General features: G+C 31.3%; 19 protein-coding genes. All 19 read right to left on the bottom strand.

Annotation, left to right across the window (positions count from 1 at the left end; genetic code table 11):
- Nucleotides 1-758 (bottom strand): dTDP-glucose 4,6-dehydratase (locus OF897_RS06375; RefSeq protein ID WP_267264854.1); only part of this gene is annotated, 758 nt, incomplete at its 3' end.
- A gap of 13 nt (nucleotides 759-771) precedes the next feature.
- Entirely contained in the window at nucleotides 772-1,896 is a 1,125-nt protein-coding gene (locus OF897_RS06370; protein WP_267264853.1) for a polysaccharide biosynthesis C-terminal domain-containing protein, read from the bottom strand.
- Between the two features lie 72 nt (nucleotides 1,897-1,968).
- On the bottom strand, nucleotides 1,969-2,391 hold the full coding sequence (locus OF897_RS06365) for a WxcM-like domain-containing protein (protein WP_267264852.1): 423 nt from the start codon (nucleotides 2,389-2,391) through the stop codon (nucleotides 1,969-1,971).
- Nucleotides 2,392-2,403: 12 nt separating this feature from the next.
- Nucleotides 2,404-3,438 carry a polysaccharide biosynthesis protein gene (locus OF897_RS06360; protein ID WP_267264851.1) on the bottom strand — a complete coding sequence of 345 codons (1,035 nt, stop codon included), beginning with the start codon at nucleotides 3,436-3,438 and terminating at the stop codon, nucleotides 2,404-2,406.
- The gene (locus OF897_RS06355; protein ID WP_267264850.1) at nucleotides 3,438-4,205 is read right to left on the bottom strand and encodes an AglZ/HisF2 family acetamidino modification protein; all 768 of its coding nucleotides are present in this window, start codon (nucleotides 4,203-4,205) and stop codon (nucleotides 3,438-3,440) included. The genes OF897_RS06360 and OF897_RS06355 overlap by 1 nt, the downstream gene beginning before the upstream one ends.
- A gap of 2 nt (nucleotides 4,206-4,207) precedes the next feature.
- Nucleotides 4,208-4,822, bottom strand: a complete 615-nt coding sequence (gene hisH / locus OF897_RS06350; RefSeq protein WP_267264849.1) for an imidazole glycerol phosphate synthase subunit HisH — start codon at nucleotides 4,820-4,822, stop codon at nucleotides 4,208-4,210.
- A 1-nt stretch (nucleotide 4,823) separates the two neighbouring features.
- Complete coding sequence (locus OF897_RS06345) at nucleotides 4,824-5,966, bottom strand: N-acetyl sugar amidotransferase (RefSeq protein WP_267264848.1); 1,143 nt, start codon at nucleotides 5,964-5,966, stop codon at nucleotides 4,824-4,826.
- Between the two features lie 143 nt (nucleotides 5,967-6,109).
- Nucleotides 6,110-7,198: a glycosyltransferase family 4 protein gene (locus tag OF897_RS06340; RefSeq protein ID WP_267264847.1), complete on the bottom strand. Its 1,089-nt coding sequence runs from the start codon at nucleotides 7,196-7,198 to the stop codon at nucleotides 6,110-6,112.
- Between the two features lies 1 nt (nucleotide 7,199).
- On the bottom strand, nucleotides 7,200-8,126 hold the full coding sequence (locus OF897_RS06335; RefSeq protein ID WP_267264846.1) for an NAD-dependent epimerase/dehydratase family protein: 927 nt from the start codon (nucleotides 8,124-8,126) through the stop codon (nucleotides 7,200-7,202).
- A 182-nt stretch (nucleotides 8,127-8,308) separates the two neighbouring features.
- Nucleotides 8,309-9,433: a glycosyltransferase gene (locus tag OF897_RS06330; RefSeq protein ID WP_267264845.1), complete on the bottom strand. Its 1,125-nt coding sequence runs from the start codon at nucleotides 9,431-9,433 to the stop codon at nucleotides 8,309-8,311.
- The gene (locus OF897_RS06325) at nucleotides 9,430-10,623 is read right to left on the bottom strand and encodes an O-antigen ligase family protein (RefSeq protein ID WP_267264844.1); all 1,194 of its coding nucleotides are present in this window, start codon (nucleotides 10,621-10,623) and stop codon (nucleotides 9,430-9,432) included. The genes OF897_RS06330 and OF897_RS06325 overlap by 4 nt, the downstream gene beginning before the upstream one ends.
- A gap of 30 nt (nucleotides 10,624-10,653) precedes the next feature.
- The gene (locus OF897_RS06320; RefSeq protein WP_267264843.1) at nucleotides 10,654-11,844 is read right to left on the bottom strand and encodes a glycosyltransferase family 2 protein; all 1,191 of its coding nucleotides are present in this window, start codon (nucleotides 11,842-11,844) and stop codon (nucleotides 10,654-10,656) included.
- 10 nt (nucleotides 11,845-11,854) lie between these two features.
- Complete coding sequence (locus OF897_RS06315; RefSeq protein ID WP_267264842.1) at nucleotides 11,855-13,357, bottom strand: oligosaccharide flippase family protein; 1,503 nt, start codon at nucleotides 13,355-13,357, stop codon at nucleotides 11,855-11,857.
- 13 nt (nucleotides 13,358-13,370) lie between these two features.
- A complete protein-coding gene (locus OF897_RS06310; protein ID WP_267264841.1) occupies nucleotides 13,371-13,883 on the bottom strand; it encodes an acyltransferase in 513 nt (170 codons plus the stop codon).
- A gap of 22 nt (nucleotides 13,884-13,905) precedes the next feature.
- The gene (locus OF897_RS06305) at nucleotides 13,906-14,418 is read right to left on the bottom strand and encodes a GNAT family N-acetyltransferase (protein WP_267264840.1); all 513 of its coding nucleotides are present in this window, start codon (nucleotides 14,416-14,418) and stop codon (nucleotides 13,906-13,908) included.
- Nucleotides 14,402-15,472: a DegT/DnrJ/EryC1/StrS family aminotransferase gene (locus OF897_RS06300; RefSeq protein ID WP_267264839.1), complete on the bottom strand. Its 1,071-nt coding sequence runs from the start codon at nucleotides 15,470-15,472 to the stop codon at nucleotides 14,402-14,404. Before OF897_RS06300 ends, OF897_RS06305 begins: the two co-directional genes overlap by 17 nt.
- A 1-nt stretch (nucleotide 15,473) precedes the next feature.
- A complete protein-coding gene (locus OF897_RS06295) occupies nucleotides 15,474-16,562 on the bottom strand; it encodes a DegT/DnrJ/EryC1/StrS family aminotransferase (protein ID WP_267264838.1) in 1,089 nt (362 codons plus the stop codon).
- A gap of 19 nt (nucleotides 16,563-16,581) precedes the next feature.
- Nucleotides 16,582-17,874 carry a nucleotide sugar dehydrogenase gene (locus OF897_RS06290; RefSeq protein WP_267264837.1) on the bottom strand — a complete coding sequence of 431 codons (1,293 nt, stop codon included), beginning with the start codon at nucleotides 17,872-17,874 and terminating at the stop codon, nucleotides 16,582-16,584.
- Between the two features lie 245 nt (nucleotides 17,875-18,119).
- A complete protein-coding gene (locus OF897_RS06285; protein WP_267264836.1) occupies nucleotides 18,120-20,495 on the bottom strand; it encodes a GumC family protein in 2,376 nt (791 codons plus the stop codon).
- Between the last annotated feature and the right edge of the window lie 9 nt (nucleotides 20,496-20,504).

Here is a 20,504-nt window from a genome sequence, read left to right as displayed (position 1 = left end):
CCCGTTTTAGCATCGTTAAAAATTTGGTGAATTGCTTTTGCATGGTCAATTACAAATAACCAATCTCTTGTGTATTTTCCATCACCGTAAATTGGTAAAGGCTTTTCGTTAATAATATTTGAAATACATAGCGGAATCAATTTTTCAGGAAAATGATTCGGACCGTAATTATTAGAACAATTAGAAACAATAAACGGCATTCCATAAGTATTTCCGTAAGCTCTTACCAAATGATCTGAAGCAGCTTTTGATGCCGAATATGGAGATTGTGGATCATAAGATGTTGTTTCAAGGAAAAATCCTGTTTCGCCCAAGCTTCCGTACACTTCATCTGTAGAAACATGATAAAAAAGATGGGTTCTTTTTTCATTCGGGAATCTTCCGTGGGTGTGATCCTCGTTTAAAGTCCAGAATTCTTTACAGAGATTCAGAAGGTTTGCAGTTCCGTTGACGTTGGTGTTGATAAATGCCATCGGATCTGTAATACTTCTGTCCACGTGGCTTTCCGCAGCCAAATGAATAACAGCATCCGGATTATATTTTTCAAAAACCTTTCTTAATTCTTCAGGTTTTGTGATGTCTGCTTTTTCGAAAACGTAATTAGGCTCATTTTCAATATCCTTTAAATTTTCAAGATTTCCGGCATACGTTAAAGCATCAAGATTGATGATGGTAGATTCCGGATTGTTTTTTACAAATTCTCTTACGACATGTGAGCCAATGAAACCGGCTCCGCCTGTAATAATGATGTTTTTCATGGTATTTTGCTTACTATATTTGCACTTCAAGAAAATATGTATCTGCATTTTCAGAATTAAATGCTTCATTAATCCAAAAGATCGTATACAATTCTTCTTCTCCAATATTTTTGATATTGTGCGTATACCAAATCGGCATATCTACATACCCAGGCTCATTTCCATCCAGGTAAAAGTCTAAAATCTCATCAGAATCAATTTTTCTTAACTGAATTAAAGCTTTTCCTTTGATCACAGCAAATCTTTCTATTTTTCTTGTGTGAAAATGATTTCCCCTTGTAATTCCCGGAACTGTTGTTGAGAAAGAACATTGACCTCCAATTCCCAAACGAATTACCTCAACAAAAGCACCACGAGGATCAGTATGTTGTCTAAACTTTACAGGGTAGTGCGTTTCGTAATCGATGTATGAACGATACGTATTGAATAAATTATGCTCAAACGAATCAACCGTTCCAGGAATTTCGCCACAATCAAAGTATTTCGTTTTATAATCAATTAATAATGATAAAACATCAGAAACTTTCTTCGTTGCTGTAGGTTCAATTAAAAATTCAGGTTTGCTGTCACCTACATTAATTTCATTAATAATTATATCTACCAATTCCTGAACATAAATCAATTTAACTTCTCCATCTGTTGCAATAGTCGGCGTTTCACCATGTGTTAACTGATAACAGAATGTAGAAACAAATGAATTATAGAAAGGCTTGCCGAAAGCTCCAAAAACATTGGGAATAATTAAACCTGTAATTTTCCCATCATTTTCCTGAGCCCAGTTTGCTAATGCTTCTCTACCTTCTTTTTTCGATTTCCCGTATAAATTATCTCTTTCTTCCTGAGTAGAAGAAGAAATCATAACGTGAGCTTTTGAACCTGTTCTTTTTAATGATTCAACTAATTTTTGAGCTAAACCTATATTAGTCTCATAAATCAATTGTTCACTTTCGTGACGATTCATTGCAGCTAAATGAACAATAACATCACATTTTTTTATAAATTGATCTAACTCATTTTCATTTTCAAAATAATCTTTCTGAAAAGTAATCCTCTGAAAATCTTCAGGAAATAAACCTAAAGTATTATATAAATGTCTTCCGACAAAACCATTCTGACCGGTAATTCCGATTTTTTTCATAGTTGAAAGCTTTTAGCTATTGGCTTTTAGCTATTGGCTTCATCAGCCTACGCTAAAACACGCTTATTTAAATTATAAATTCTTAAAATATTTTAAGCTATATCTATATTCATCAGCAATTTCTCCTAAACTGTAATCTGCCAAAACCAATAATTTGCTTCCTTCAGATTTAGATTGGATTGCGGTAATACAACCAGCCGGAATATACAGGTAAGTTAATACTTCATCTATTAATAGATATTTCAGAATTGTTAAATCTTTTGAAGGATTTGTAAAATCATCAACTTCAATTACAGCAATTTCAAAACTTCCTTTGAAACAAGAATACCATCTTTGTTCTATTTTATGTCCCTGCCAACCTCTTATAAAATCTGTAGAATGATTTTCAATAGTATAAAGCCTTTTTATTTTAGAAAAATCAAACTCATTATTGTAAGTTATAACTCCTCTTTCATCCTCATGACGATTTCCCTCGAAAATCATTACTTGACTCATAGTTAATTTATATTAATAAGGATACTGCATTACATCTTCTCCGAAAACTTCTTTACGAATTAACGGCAAAGTTGAAATCAGCTTTTTAAGACCCTCAACGCCTTGCTGTTCTGTATTGTGTGAGTGATAATCTTCGATCTCGGCAACTTCTTCTTCCCCTTCGGAGAAATACTGCGCATAATTCAAATCACGATTATCTGCCGGAACACGATAGAAATCTCCCATATCTTCGGCTTTTGCCATTTCTTCACGGGTACACAGTGTTTCGTATAATTTTTCACCATGGCGAGTTCCAATCACTTTTACAGGAACTTCTTTACCCGTCAATTCAATTAGAGCTTTTGCTAAATCTCCGATGCTTCCTGCAGGCGCTTTATTTACAAATAAATCTCCGGGATTAGCGTGTTCGAAGGCAAATAATACTAAATCTACCGCATCTTCCAGTGACATAAAAAATCTAGACATATTGGGATCAGTAATCGTGATAGGCTCTCCTTTCTGAATCTGATTTAAAAATAAAGGAATAACCGAACCTCTGGATGCCATTACATTTCCATAGCGGGTAAGGCAAACCACCGTTTCAGTGGTATTTCTAGACTCTGCAACAGCCACTTTCTCCATCATTGCTTTGGAAATTCCCATTGCGTTGATCGGGTAAGCTGCTTTATCTGTAGATAAACAAATTACTTTCTGTACTTTATTAGCAGTTGCTGCACGTATCACATTCTGTGTTCCTTCAACATTGGTCTTCACAGCCTGCATCGGAAAAAATTCACAAGAGGGAACCTGTTTTAAAGCTGCCGCATGAAAGATATAATCTACCCCTCTTGTAGCCGGCTCAACACTTGAAAAATCTCTAACATCTCCGATATAATATTTAATTTTATCATTTTTGTACAAGTTCCTCATATCATCCTGCTTTTTCTCATCACGAGAAAAAATACGGATTTCTTTGAAGTGGTCTGTGTGTAAAAATCTGTTTAGAACTGCTGTTCCGAATGATCCAGTTCCTCCGGTTATTAGAAGTGTTTTATTTTGAATTTTCATTAGATTTTTTTTATTAGTTTATCTTTTTCTTCCTTATTGGGGTAATTGATTAATACAGCTTTGTATTTTCCTTTGAATACAAAAAGACTTCCCGCTGCTACCCCTATAATTTTGTGTTTATCGATTACCTTCTCAATATCCTCAAGAGATCCGGCCCCACCCAATACCGTCATTGGCAATGATGTTTTCTCTCTAGCTTTTTCGATTAATGACATATCAAAGCCCTTCATCACTCCATCCTGATCAATAGAATTTATAACAATTTCACCCGCTCCTAACTGTTGTGCCTGTTCAATAAATTTAAATGGATTTATTCCTGTAGATTTTTTACCATTATGAGTATACACTTCATAACCTCCCAATAATTTCTTTTTAACATCAAGAACTACGATGACACTTTGTGCACCTACCCGATCTGCAATCTCTGTAATTAATTGTGGATTTTGCAATACTGCGGAGGAAAGCGCAATTTTTTCTATGCCCAATCCGAATATCTTTTGTGCCTGTTCCAGTGTTTTCACTCCTCCTCCATAACAAAGCGGCATTCTTGACTGATTAGCAATTCTTTCAATCAAGCTATAGTTTGGCTCTAAACCTTTACTTGTAGCATCAATGTCAAAAATAGCCAATTCATCAACTTCTTTTTCATTAAATATTTTTACGGCATTAATAGGATCTCCTACATATTTGGGGTTCTTAAAGTTTACCGTTTTTACTAATCCGTTATCTTGGATTAAAAGACTCGGAATTATTCTTGGTCTTAACATTCTTAAAGTTTTGCAAAATTATGTAACAATATTTCACCATAATGATGGCTCTTTTCCGGATGAAACTGAATCCCATATTTGTTTTCGTGATGGGCTGCTGAAGCAAATTCATCACCATATTCGGTTACCGCCATTATATCGTTTTGATTTTTACATTCAAAATAATATGTATGTAAGAAGTAAAAAATAGAATCATTTTCTAACCCTCTGAAAAGCTCCAAATCTTTAACCGGTTTAACATCATTCCAACCCATATGCGGAAGTCTAGTTACCTGATGAATTTTTGTCTCATCAAATTTCCTTACAGAAGCATCAATCCATTTCAGTCCTTCCATCTGTCCTTCATCGCTACTATTTGCCATCATTTGCATTCCTACACAAATTCCGATTACAGGAACTTTTTTTCCAAGAACCAATTCATCCAGCATATCTCTCATCCCTGAATTATTCAGCTGAGTCATGGCATGATCAAAGTGACCCACCCCCGGAAGTATTAATTTTTTAGCATCCAAAAGATCTTCCTTTGTTTTTGCAATTTTCACAGGAACATCAACTCTTTTATAGACATTTACAAAAGCATTTATATTTCCTACACCATAATCAATAATTGTTATCATGCTATCTAAATAATCTTTTTTCGAGACCAAGCTTCTGCATTGCCTGAGCACCTAATTTAATAATCCCCATTTTATTTTTGTAATCCTTGTAAGTCTTATTTTCACCTTCAAAGATTTGTTGTAATTCTTCTTTTGTAAGATCCAACTTATTAGCTACATATTCAAATTCTTTCTGAAGAAATTCCTCAGAAAGTTCCGGTTTCGAGACTCTTTCCAACGCTTCTTCACGTGTCATTTGTCCTGTAAGAATAAGTGACGAAAAGTGCGCTTTTCTTTTCTGGTAACCAAATTTTCTTGGAAGCCAATAATCTTCATAAAACCTTGTAAACCTTGACTCATGGTGTTTATGCTGAAATGGTTCCCAGCCAAATTTTGCCTGTAAAAGTTCCTCAGCATCTTTTTTAATATATGGAATTAAATTCAATGGTTTAAAAACTTCCATTCCATAAACATATTTATAATAAATTTTATAAGAAAGTATATCTACCAATGGGAAAGTTTTTAAAGGACGTTTGCCAAATTTCTTATGAATATCCTTAACTAGTGTAGTATCTATTCCCGGAAAACCACCCCATTCTTCAGGCTCTCTACAGCATTCTGTAGAAAAATTACCTCCAGTAAGCACATAATTGATTTTATTCTTTTTAGCAAATTTGTATAGACCTGAGAAAAAAGCGTAATCCTGAGGCAAATCTTGATCTGAGATCTGAGATTTAAGAAAAGCGACCTGAAGATCTTTCATTTCCTCCCAGTTAATTACCTCAGTATACAAATCAAGATTAAGACCATTGATCAGTTTTTCAATATTACCAACCGCTTTATCAGTATTCCACCCTGCATCAACATGGAATATCAACGGTCTAATACCCATAACTTCTTTAGCAATGTATGCAGCATATGAGCTATCTAAACCACCACTGAGACCAATTATACAATCAAAATCTTTATTCTTAGAAGTTTTTTTAATTTTATCTGCGATTCTCATCAGCTCATCATATCCACGCTGATCAGTATGCCAATTCGGTTCTATATTTTCCTTAAAATTGGTGTAGTAATCACTTTCACCTTTTTCATTAAAAACAATATTTGGATCTGTTGTATCCATAATTGTTTTTGTACATATTTGGTATGGTCTATTAATCATTATTTTTAAACTCGGTAAGGAGATGTATTAAGTTTACTAAAATTTTTAATGTGAGAAGATTATATTATGTGATATCATTTTGAAGAAACTATTAATTCTTAAAATACAAAAATAGGTATTTCTGTATTTTCTTCGTATTTATTTTATTTCAAAAAAATTGATGAAATGGCTTTTTGGTATATTTCAGTTCTGTATTTCGTTAATGCTTCATCTCTATTTTGAAAAGCAATATTTTTTAGAGAATCTTTTTCAGCAATTAATTTTCGGAGAGCATTAGCTAAGGAAGTTACAGACTTTTTTTCTACAGCAAAACCATTTTTATTATTTTTAAATATAAAAGGTATTCCACTATGATTACTTGTAACTACAACACAACCAGTGGCGTAACTTTCCAATATACTAATTGGCTGTCCCTCAAATGGATAATAGGTAGGTAAACAAAATACATGACTTTCGCAATAAAGTTCTCTTTTTGATGTTCCATCAATAAATTTCCCTAAATATTTCATACCATCATTTCCTTTTATTTTAGTTAGAAAGCTTTTTTCTTTATCTTCACTTTCAAAACCACCTACAAAAGAAACACTTATTTTCTTTTGTTCAATATTATTCAGTGATAGATAAGCATCTGCTAATTCTTCATAACCTTTACCCGAAATTAAATTACTTAGATATAAAACTTTTATCGTATCCAATGATTGAAATTTACTATCTATTTCCTCATCATTTACAAATAAAAAATCTTCAGCAAAATTAGGAATTATATGAATTTTACTCTCATCAATGACCTTTTTAAAAACCTCGTAATTTAGAGGACCTTCTACGAAAACTCCCGCAAATCTACTTATAAATTTTGCATTAATTTTCTTTTGCCAACTTTCATTCGAAAGAATTTCTTTCATTCCTGCTCCACCCAGCATATGAATGTAAACTTTATTCAGGTCTTTTCTACACAAATAATAAATCAATAGATCTCTTACATTTCCAGCAAAAGACTCTGCCAAGGAAATATAAATAATGTCATTATTTTTTCTCTTTTGTCTTACCTCTTTTAAAATCCCTATAATTTCAAAAATACGTTTAAAAGAGTTTGCTCCGCTTTTAAGACTTGATTTACTTAAATTAACAATATCTATCTTATTATCATCTAATAAAGCATCTAGTAGAACTTTTGAAGCTTTGCTTTGCCCGTTAATCGGTGGAGGAATTGGTGCAATAAATAATATTTTCATTTTAATATTCGTATTTAATCCATTTCCAAACTTTCAAAAGACCTTCGTCCAAAGAAGTAGTAATTGACCATTTTTTTTCTTTTTCCAATTTTGAGACATCCAAAACACTATATTCACAATCAAAATCTCTTGATGATTTGTGGGTAAGCTGTAGTTTTTCTCCCGTAATTATTTCTATTTTTTCTAAAACCTGCATAATTGAAAAACCTTCACCACTTCCAACGTTATAAAAAGAAGTTTTTCCTGACACTACATCGTTTATTAGAAATTTTTCTACAGCTTTTGCTAAGTCTTCTACATAAATAAAATCACGTATTACTTTTCCTTCGTTGTATAGGTCTAATGAGTGAGAATCTTTTATTGACTTAAATGCATATCCGATAATTCCCTGCGGTTTTATAAGATTCTGATGAGGACCATACACATTAGACGGTCTCAAAATAACGCTTTCTATTTCTTTTTGTGTTGTAATAAATTCAATATATTTTTCTGCAACAGACTTCGATAAACCATAATTAGATATTGGCTTTTGATTGAATTCTTCAGCTACAGGAAAACTCTCCTTTATGTCACCATATACTGTACCACCAGAAGATAAGTAAATAAATTTCTTTACATTTTGAATTTGTTCTAAAAATTTAATAATCGGGCTAATATTAATAGAAAAGTCATCTGTAAGACTCAATTCGGTTGTTGAAGGAACTGATGCATGTACAAGCCAAAGTATATAGTCAACATCCCCTACCGCTTTTACCAATTCATCTGTATTATGAATATCTACGTTCTTAATTTTAATATTGCTGTTAAAAAAATTCGTTCTAATGTGACGATCAATAACAGTTACATCAAAATTATTAGCTGAAAAATATGTCGTAAAGTTGATCCCTATAAATCCACCTCCTCCAATAATTGCTATTGTTTTTTTCATAATTTTTAAAAATAAGTTTTTATGCGTTTTTATTAAATATAAAAGTTCTATGAAGAATATTTAATCAACGCAAATATTAAAATTTTGTTCTTTGAAGCTTGTTAAAAATTATTCTTCTATATTTAAATTTCTAATATTCATGTCTAAAATATTTTTTCATATAGATATATAGAGATTATTTTTTATTTTGCTGTTTTAGCAATTTTAACAAATCTATCAACCATAACATTTACATTAAATTTTTCTCTTGCCAAAAAAAGATTATACTCACCCATTTCAATTCTTAATTTTGGATCTTGAATTAGCGTAGTGATTTTATTTGCTAATTGCAAATAATTTCCATCTTTAAAATTTAAACCAGTTTTACCGTCTTCAAAAGCACCATACTCGGGACCATGCATTTCAATCGAATCGTTAACTACCACGGGTAAAGAGTATCCAAATGCATGCATCAAGCTCAAGCCAATTGATGCAGGATGTAAAAAAATTTCAGCAGAAATCATATACGGTGCAATTTCATCTTCACTAAAAAGTTTTCCAACAAAAAAAACATTATTCTCCAAATTAAATTTCGAAATCAAATCTTTCAGTTTTTGTTCTTCGTTACCATCCCCAATTACTACCCACAAAAAGTTAGGTATCGATTTTAATATTTCGGGTAGGGCGAAAATAATTTGTTCAAATTTATTTTTAGATGTTAATCTAGCTAATGAGATGCCTATAATTTTATTATCTATTTTTTTTGTTTTTTTCCATTTTAAAAGCTTTTCTTCAATCCATTTAGCTTTTTCAATTTCAATTTTATCTTGATCAAGACCATTGTTCATCCCCATCATATAATGAGAATTAAACTTCTTATTCTTCAAATCCTCAACTTCTTTATCTGTGTAAACAAAAATATTCTTATATAAATAAGTCCATTTTAATCTTAAAAATTCGGTAAACTGATTAGCACCATAAGAATGTGCCATAGTCCACATTATAAATTTTTTCCGAGAAAATAATGCAACAAAACTAATCACAATATTTGATAGAATCCGCGGATTACCATCTAAGAATATAACATCATTTTCTTTTATAATTTTATAAATAGGTAAACACTGAAAACCAATCAATCCTCCTTTATATTGATATCCCTTAACGATTTCAACCTTATCATCATATTTTTCGTGTATAGATATAAAATTTGTTCCAGACAAGGAATCCTGACAATAGAATTTCACATCAACATCATCACGCAGGAACAGTCTATCAAGGAAACCTTTACGATATGATGTAAGAATATTTGTAATTACGGCAACTTTCATTTAGAGAAATTTTTATATTTAATAAATACGAATGTCAATAATGCTGTTAGTATTTGATCTTGATAAAATGTACCTGAAAACATAGAACTAAATAACTGTTGTAGCAAGATTAAAGAAACCCAAAAAAAATTATCCTTATTTTTAATACTATAGTATAGTAATTTTATTGCTTTGGACAAAATATAAAGTAGCATTCCTCCACCAACTAATCCCAACCCCATAAGAAAATCTAAAAGTAAATTATGAGAATACGCATATCCACCATTACCATCGAATATTCCAAATTGCTGTCCAATTAAAGGTGACTGGAAAAATGCATCAATTGCTTTTGAATGCAATACATCTCTTCCGTCATTTGAATTACCTTCCAATGTATCACGAAATCTAGATTCTATAACTGGTGCAATATCTCCAAGCAATTCTAAAAAAAAATCTCTAAAAATAAAAAGTCCTAGTATAAAAAAACACACCACAACAATTCCAACTAAAGCATTTTTTCTTATAGAAAAATACCAAAAAAAAAGTGTAAAAAAGAGATTTATTACTGGTCCTCTACTTCCTGCTCTCAAAACACTATAAAAAGATAGGATACCTATTATTATATGTAATAACAATATCCATCGGCTCTTTATTTTTGTTTGCATTACTCTATATAATGTTAATATAAAAGCCAATGTACCAACATTTCCGTACGAGATTGAATTCAACGCAATGTTACCATCTACACGAAGCTCTTTATCAGTATTTCCTATAAGTGCCTGATTTGAAAACAAAGTAACTATTAAAATTAAAGATAGCGAATACCAGATCCAATCTAACGCCATTTTGCTATCAATTTTATTTATACTTTTGGTAATGGAAATCATTGCAGGTATACATATGCCCAACACATAGAGCCACAGTTGGGCAGCACCGTCAATAGTATTTCCATTTATATACAAATCATAAAAAATTCTAAAAATCCACAGTAACCAAACCAATCCCAATACTTTGAGAGATGCCGTAATTTGGGTTTTAAAACTAATATTTAGAAAAGTTACCAATATCATTAAACTCAGACAAAATATTCTAAAAGGAATTGTGATTGACTGTGATATATTTTCTAAGTCAGAATTGCTTGGTAACAATAATGTTGTAACTAAAGGATAGCCTATGATTATCAGTACAAAGTTTAATGTACTGAGATTCATATTTATATTTTTAGTTCTAATTAAAAGCATCTAATTATTTTTTTTGAGAATCTGAAAGTTTTTATTGAAAATCATTTCATCATTTTTTTCTGCTACCTGCACAATATTCTCAAACTCAAAAACTTTTTTACTATTCTTTAAAGATATAGCAACTCTAATAGTATTTTTAAAATGATGAATTAATCTATTCTTCCAAATTTGGATATAATAAAAAAATATCTTTGCTTTAGACACATTAATTTTATTGAACTTTGCAATTTTTATCGTTTTATTAATTCTCTCTTTATAAGATGAGTCAAAGACTAAACAGCAAGCATATAAATAATTAAAATTAAATTTTTCAAGTAAATCAAAACGATTGAGACGCTTTAATGCTTGAATAACACTTTCTGCATAAATCGTATAACCTGACCAGTAAAAGGGTATATCTTTAGTCCAAAGACTAGCTGTATTACTAGGTAAGTGCTTTATATCTTTTATCTCTCCAAAATGCTTTCCTGCCGCACCCTGACCTCCTGTGCTTTTTACCGAATGTCCTGAAATTACAAAAGGTATATCTATTTCAACCATTTTTTTAACCAGTATAGCTAATGCTGTCGCATTTGCCATATCAGGGCTAGGTCCCGGAAAATAAGATCCTGTTTTAACGTAAATTTCTTTTAGTAGATCATGTTTAACAATTCCATGATAAACTCTTGGTAAATTTAGAATGTCACAGCCTCCAATTTTCAATAGTGTAGCTAATATTTGCTTGGCATCAACTGCCTTTTCAACACCAAAAAATTCTTTGGTAGAAAATTTCCCTGACAGTTTGTTACCATAAAATCTTGAACGAATGTCTGGCCAGCTATAGCTAGGTTTTGTTGGAAGAATTGCATCAATACCCTTTAATTTACATTCTATAACATAATTAATAAGGTGCTTACTAAAAATATCATCATCACCAATAAAACAAATGTATTCACCTGATGCTTCCAATAAAGCACGATCTGAATTTTCTATAACAGAAAGCTCGTTCTCAATAAAAATATATTTTATGCGACTATCATTATAATCTGTAAGTTTACTTAAGAAATCAGTCTTATCAGTAAAATCATTACTATTATCATGAATGATAAGCTCTATTCCGTGATAATCAATTTTGTTAAAATAATCAACTAGAAATCCTAAATAATAATATCTATTTTTTGTAGGAACAATTATGCTTAATAAAGGAGTCATCATCTATATTTTAATTACTTAAATTATTTTTTCTTAAATTGAATATATTTTTTAATTCTCTAAATGGAACAAAAATAAGTATTCCAGAAAATAATGTTGTAGCCGTAAATATTCCTATTAATAAAAAAGTCAAAATTCGGTTATCTTTAAATACATTTGGAATAAAAGTTAATCCATAAGCCATAGCTAAACAAACAATTAATGGTAAAAGAAGATTTTTAATAAACAATTCATATAAAGTAAGACTAAGAAATTTTTTATTTATAAAGTACAAATAAACAAGTGTAATCATAGTTTGTACAAGACAAAAAACATATGCGGAACCGATTCCTCCATATAATTTTGTAGCAATCCAATAACCTGGTAAAGTTAGAAATAAACTCAATATACCTAACAGATTATTTAATTTAGTATACCCATTTGCAATAGCTATATCATATGGAATTGTAGCAAGTGCAAGCATAGAAAACGAAAATGAAAGAATAGGTAAAAAAATATTGGCTTTTTCAGCTAAGTCAGAGTTTCCAGTCCAAATCCAAATAATTTTATTTCCTTGGAACATTATATTGGCCATGAATGAAAACAATAAAATAGAGACAAACAAATTAATTTTTTTGTAGAGCTGTTTAGCGTTTTCTTTCTCTCCTTTTGAATAAAGTGCAGTAAAGCGTGGTAAAAGCGCAATAGAAATAGGGCTTACCAAAATATAAATCCCTGTAGCAATAGAAATTGCTAAAGTATAATATCCTAAAATATTAATATCCAACAATTTACTTATTGTCAACTTATCCATCTGTGTATTAAGAGAAGCTATCAATGATATTAATAGCATTCCTCCTGCAAAGCGACCAATTTTAAAAAAAATTTCTTTTTCTAAAGTTGGTTTAAAGCCTAAAATATATTTACCACTCAGGATTCTTAATATAGAAAATCTCATTAAAATAGTAAATATAATTGTAGAAATAAGCTGCCAAGTAAAGAACATTTCAAGAGAAGGTACAAAGTAAATCACTAATACAACTACGCCATTTCTCAACATACCCCATCCTACTTGAAAAATATTTGCTTTAATCTGTTGTTCAAATCCTAAAACACCTCCCATATAAAAACGGAATAGCATTTGGAATCCTGCCTCGAAGCCTATTATTTTAATAAATAATGAAACTCTTTCAGGATCTATTATTTTCAGATTTAACCATTTGACTGCTATAAAATCAGAAAAAAAGAATATGAAGATACCTGTAAAAATAATGATTAAAAAGTAACATGTCTCTAAAGTTTTAAAAACCCTAAATTTTTCTACGATTAATTGATCTTTTCTTGCAAATTCTCGTGATAAAGTAGCCGTTAAACCAGCATCTAATACTGCCATTACTCCTGCAACAATAAGTGTAAAGCTAATAACAGAGTAGCTTTCAAAACCTAAAAATTTAATGTAAAGAGGAATAAATAGAAAACCAGAAAGTGCACTCCAAAATTTCCCAATGACATTAGCAATAATATTCTTTTTCAATGTTTCTTTTATATTAAATTCTAGATTTAATTACTTTTGCTGGTACCCCTCCTACAATTGAAAATGGAGGAACATCTTTATTTACAAAAGAGTTTGCACCAATAATAGAACCTTTTCCAATTGTTACACCCTTTGAAATACTACAGTTAGAAGCAATCCAAACATCATCTTCAATAACTATTTTTTTTTCGGTATTAGTTTGAAAAGCCATAGGTCTCTCAATTGCTTCAAATCCATGATTGAATGCTACAATAACGACATTGGGTGCTATCATAACATTTTTTCCGATAAAGACTCCAACCTTTTCACCAGAAATAGAAGAGTTTTGAGCTATAGAAGTCCCCTCATCGATTTCAACTCTTCCTCGAATACGAACATTAGGTGAAATTGCAACACTTTTGTGTATCTTCCCTCCTCTTTTATTATAGTATCTAACTCTTAACTTGCTGAACTCATCAGGAAGAATCATTAGAAATGAAAACCAAAGGCTAGTAAAAGCAAGAGTTATTTTTGAAAAAAGCCGCATTTTTATTTTAGTCTATTAGGCATTAAAAAAGAATTCCTTCATATTGAAGTAGCTTAAAATTTTTCGGAATATTATAAGCAAAAGTATAGATTTGCGAATTGATATTTGAAATTTCTAATTGTTGATCAGTTACTAAAGTCCAATTATTTTCTGAATAAAATTTCATCAGCTTATCTTTACAAAATAACAACCCGACATCATTATTTTCATGCAAATACTGATTAACTTTAAGCATCAACTCTTTTCCCCATCCTTTTCCTTTCTCAATAGCGCAGACATTACCGATTCCAAAACCTTTTAATTTAACAGAATCGATCTCCATTTCTATTTTAATTAGATTAAGATAAGCGATTACTTTTTCTCCATCAAACAACAGAACGTGAACATCCGAATTTTTTAAGTTATTCGTCATCCATTCACATTGTTGATCATAACTAAAGGGCCAAGCAACAGTTTTCACCTTAATTATTTCATCTAGTACAGCTTGAGTTAGCTTATCATGCTGAATAAAATGTACATTATACATTGAGTTCATCTTTTAAGTCTACCCACCATCCTGAAGGAACTGCCACGAAATGATTACTAAAATATTCAACTCCAGGTAGGAAATCACTTTTACCAAAAACGCTGTATATATTATTATTTATATGAACACCAGAAGCATAATATCCCTTGCTTCTCATTTCTTTTATCATTTCAATTTTATCCTCAGCTAAAATTCCAAATACCCAAAAATTAGGATTTGAATTATGATTTTCAATAGGCTTCCCATTTAAATTTGAGGCATACCATTGTTTCCATAATTTTGCGTTTTCTCTTTGTGTTGATAATAGAGAATCAACATTTTCCATTTGTTGTGTACCGATGTACGTATTAATCTCCATAGGTGTAGCACTATGGCCAATCATAGTAATATCACAGTTCGGACTGATTTCGCCTAAGTTATCTCTGAATTGTGTCCGGTCTATACCGGCATCTCTAATAAGCTTACTTTTTTCAAAGAGCTTATCATCTTTGAAAATAACAGCACCACCATCTAGTGTATTAGGAATTCTTACCGGATTAAAGGAAAATATCGTAACATCAGAACCAACGTTTCCGATCTTTTTTCCTTTGTATTCACTACCGAATGCTTCTATACCATCATCAATTACCGGAATACCAAATTCATTTCCTATAGCATTAATCTCATCAATATGTCCAGGATAACCGCAATAATGATTATGGATAATTGCTTTAGGTTTGATGTTCATTAAACTTCTAACACTTTCAGGGGACAAAGTACCTGTCATTGGATCGACATCTGCCCATTGCACGATTACACCGATTGACAAAAGAGGTTGTGTTGAAGCAAGACATGCCATCGGAGAAACAATCACAGTATCACCAGCTTTAACATCCAAAGTAGTTAATGCCACTAAAATAGCCATATTAAATGTATTGGTAACTAATACATTACTCGTTTCAAAATAATGGGAAAGCTGTTCTTCAAAAGCTCGACCATATTTTCCGTATGCTAATTGACCACTTTTCAATATCTCATTGATTTGTGGAGTTTCCGGCATAAAGGGTTTGTATAATGGTATCATATTACCAACCTTTTCTTATTGTATGAACAATATGCTGACGGTCTTCTTCAGACAGCCACCAACCACAGGGGATATGTACCATCTTAGAATAAAATTCATCTAATCCCGGTAGATTTCTTTTAGATTCTTTAAAAATAGAATGCAGATCATTTCTATAGTGCAATGGACTTGCAGAAATACCATTAGCTTCCATATGTTTTATGAAATCTTCTCTTCTTTCAACTTTCATTGTATACAACCAGTAAGAAGGCTCGGTATCTTCAGAATATTTTACTAAATGTAAACCTTCAGTATCTTTCAATTTTTCGTCAAAAAATTTACCATTATCGATGTATTTTCCTACAATAGATTCTAAATGATTCATTTGCACTAAACCAATTGTAGCATTTACATTGTTCATTGCATATTTGTATCCGGTTTCAACAATATCGTTTTCTAATCTGCTTTTGCCTTTATCTAACCCAAACCATCTCATTCTCCGAGCTCTTGCCATTTGATCTGATTTATTAAAGGATAAAAATCCTCCGTCAACAGTAGTCATATGTTTTATTGCCTGTAAAGAAAAAATAGTATAGTGAGAATTACTTCCAACTCTTTTTCCCTTAAATTTACTCCCTAATGCATGTGCCGCATCTTCGATAATAGGAATATTATATTCTGAACTTATCTTATTAAATTCTTTCATATCGCATACCATACCTGCGTAATGAACAAGAATAATAGCTTTTGTTTTTTCTGTAATTAATGATCTTACAGATTCTGGAGATAATAATCCGGTATCAGGATCCACGTCACCCCAAATAACTTTGCCACCAACCATTGTAATTGCAACATTCGTAGGTTCTGCTGTCATTGCAGTACTAATAACTTCATCATTTGTTGAAACGCCGGCAAGTAACAAAGCAATATGTAATGCATCGGTACCAGAATGAAGAGCCAAAACGTTTTGATTGTCTAGATATTTACCAAACAATTCTTCAAAATCGTAAACGGGTTGTCCTTCTGCAATATATCCAGAATATAGAATTTTCTCCAATTCAGGTAATAATTCTTCTCGTGGTGGTAAATATGGTTTTACTAATGGTATCATTTAAATTGGTATAATATTATTATAGTCTTGCATTAACTAAGCTCCTATCTAAGCAAGCCTTGGTATCGAAGACAACTGAATTATCTTTCTTAATGGTATTTAAATCCATTTTCAAAAATTCGTCATGTGCAACTGCTATAATGATGGAATCATATTTTTTCCCTTCAATAAGTAAATCAAGCAAATCAATTCCATATTCATGTTTTACTTCATCCTTACTCGCCCAAGGATCGTAAATATCTACATTTACACCATAGTCTTTCAATTCACTATAGATATCAACCACTTTTGTATTTCTCACATCTGGGCAGTTTTCTTTAAATGTAACCCCTAAAATTAATGCATTAGAATCTTTTATAATCCCTCCTTTAGCAATTTGAAGTTTTACAACCTTGGAAGCTACAAATTTCGCAATAGAATCATTTACACGACGGCCAGATAAGATAACATCCGGATGGTATCCGAGCTGCTCTGCTTTATGGGCCAAATAATATGGATCTACAGAAATACAATGACCTCCAACTAGGCCTGGCTTATATTTTAGAAAGTTATATTTAGTTCCTGCAGCTTCTAAAACATCATGCGTATCAATCCCAATTCTGTCAAAAATTAGCGCTAATTCATTCACAAAAGAAATATTAACATCTCTTTGTGCATTTTCTATAGCTTTAGATGCCTCTGCTACTTTAAGACTTGGAGCTTTATGAGTACCTGCAGTAATAATTTTTTTGTATAATTGATCTACTTCTTCAGCAATTTCTTCAGTTGAGCCTGAAGTTACTTTTTTCACACTTGTAAGTGTGTTTACTTTATCACCGGGATTAATTCTTTCTGGAGAGTACCCTACAAAGAAATCTTCGTTAAATCTTAATCCTGAAAATTTTTCTAAGACAGGGACACATTCTTCTTCAGTACAACCAGGAAATACAGTAGATTCATAAATAACAACATCTCCTTTTTTAATAATTTTGCCTAACATCCTTGATGCGGAAATTAAAGGATTAAGATCTGGCGCATTATATTTATCTATTGGAGTAGGAACTGTTACGATATATATATTTGCTACAGCAATATCAACTATTTCACTAGTAGCGACATACCCAGTATCCCCATGAGAATCTTTATATTTTTTTAAATTTGTGTTAAGTTTTTCTAAATCCGCTTCAAGTGTACTGTCATGCCCATCATTTAATTCATCAACCCTTTGTGTATTAATATCATATCCTAATACAGGATAATGCTCTGCAAATTCTAAAGATAGAGGAAGTCCCACATAACCTTGTCCAATAACAGCTATTTTATATAATTTCATTTAATTTGAGTATTTTATTATATTATAAAGTTTGTTTTTTCAATAAATTTCATTTATTACATAAGATTTCTAATTACTCTTTTTATTATAAGCTATACGTGTTTTTTTATATCTTAATAGATTCGCAACATTCACTACCATGATTCATTTAATTTTATCTAACCTATACCCAAATCTCTCCATAAGGTTTAAACTTATACTATTTTAATGATCTGATTGCAAATTTAAAAATCCAAATTTTAAGTCTATTTTTTAAAAATCTTACTTAAAAAAGATTTATTTTGATCTGCAGTGTAGCCATAACCATATTTATACCCATACCCATATCCGCTGTTCATTTTATTTACATCATTCAGTACTAAACCTACATTTTTGATTTTATTATCTTTAATCTGTTTATTTATAAATCTTATCAATTCTTTCTCAGTATATCCTGATCTTGTCACATATACTGTAACATCTGCAACATCTGCAATTAAGAAAGAATCAGTTACCAACATCAGAGGCGCAGTGTCTAAAAGTATATAGTCATAAAGTGGCTTTAATGTATCGATCAATTCTTGATATCTACCGTTTGATAATAGTTCTGTAGGATTGGGAGTAATTGCACCTGAGTAAATAACATCACAATAAGGATTAAAAGAGGTCGGATGAATAATTTCAGATACAGTCATCTGCTCATCATACATAAATTCAGACAAACCAATCAAGCCTCTTCTACTTTCGTTATATCTCTGCAATTGCGGATTACGTATATCTGACCCGATGATAATTACTTTTTTTCGTGGAGTCGCAAGTGTAAGAGCTAAATTAACTGAAGTAAATGTTTTCCCTTCGCCTTTTACTGTTGAAGTAACAAAAATGACATTACCTTTTTGATTTTTAGGTAACATAAAATTAATATTAGTAATCAGAATTCTAAACGCTTCTGCTAAAGGTGAGAGGTCATTCAACTGTACAATTTCTGGCTCACCTTTTTGTAAAGAAGGAAGTTCACCAACTATTACAGCCTCGTTAACCAATTTTTCTAATTCTTGTTTAGTTTTCACTTTATCGTTAAATAGCTCCAACAAATAAATAATCAAAAAAGGAATTAACAAACCAATAACCATAGCCCCAAAATAAATAATCATTTTTTTAGGAGAAACAGGATTAGAATTAGTTAAAGGATCATCTACAATTCTCGCCTTCGGAGCTGCAATTGCTAACGATATCGCTGCTTCCTCTCTTTTTTGCAATAATAAAAGATACAGTTGTTCTTTAATATTCTGTTGTCTTTCAATACTTCGGAATAATTTTTCCTGAACTGGAATTTTTGAAATTCTTCCTGACAATCTATTCTGTTCGGACTGAATATTATCACTTGAAATTTGAAGTGCCGCTTTGCTTTTTTGTAAACTTTGAAGTACTACGGTACGCATACTTCCGATTTGATTAGTTATGTCTTTTACCACAGGGTTTGCAACTGTAGAATTTTCAAGCAACCGAGATCGCTCAATTACCAGCTGATTGTACATTGCAATATTTGACGCAGAATTAGGATCTGAGAGTCCTACATTTATTGGAAGAACTTGATAAACACTCTGTCTATTTACAGTATTTAATAAACCATTTACTAATTCTAGCTGAGATTCATTTTCCAATTGCTTTTCTCTAGATGCAGCAACTGTTTTTAAAGATAATTCGGCTTCAGTTTGAATATCTGCAATATTATTTCTTACTTTAAAGTCTTCCTTCTGAGATTCTACTTGCCCCAATTCCTTACCAATCAAAGTAATTCTTTCATCAATAAAACTAGCCGTTTTCTGAGCCTCCGAATTTTTATCCTGTACAGCCTCTCGATTATAATTAATTGCTAAACGTTGCAAAATATCTTCAGATTTATCTGGGACAGAATAATTCAATGAAATTTTAAGAACTGTTGCCTCTTTTTGTACCAAACTTACATTTAAAAAACTTAGAAACATCTGTGCTCGATTCATGCCTGACATGAATTTTAATTTATATTCTAATTTGGGTTTAGAAATGCTTTTGTAGTTGGGATTTTTCTGGAACATCACAATCCCAAAAGGCATGGAAAAAGCTTTATCAAAAGTGGCATTAATCGACTTTTCGAAACTTTCGGATTCTAATATAATGGTATTGCCCTCTATTCTGGCAATTACTTCTTTTGTGGGATAATTAGCTTTGTGTTTTTCATTGATAATTCTAACCAAAAATGGTAAATTTTCTTTATATAACTCTGCATCCTTTACTTTTCCCTTAGCAAAAATACTGGTTTCCAGTCCCAGTTCACGAACCACTGACAACATCAACTTCTTTGATTTCAGAATCTCTATCTCATTATCTACAGAATTCGTTCCCATTCCACCAATACCTCCCAGTTCTGAAATTACAGATAACTCCGGTTGGCCTGCAGTTGATTTTTTAACTTCCTTTATCAACAAAGTAGATTCTGTATTGTAAACTGGAATGCTGTATCTTAAAAAAAACCAGGCAGCAACAACAGTAAATATTGATCCAATAATAAACCAATACCAACGGTGAATGTAAGGTTTTATGACTTCTCTGATATTTAGAGACTCTTCCTGAACCTCCTCTTGTGTTTGATTATAATCCACTATTTAGAA

The organism is Chryseobacterium formosum, from assembly GCF_026460885.1.
GTDB lineage: Bacteria > Bacteroidota > Bacteroidia > Flavobacteriales > Weeksellaceae > Chryseobacterium > Chryseobacterium formosus.
Note: the sequence above shows the minus strand (reverse complement) of the source record. Positions and strands in the feature narration are given on the sequence as shown.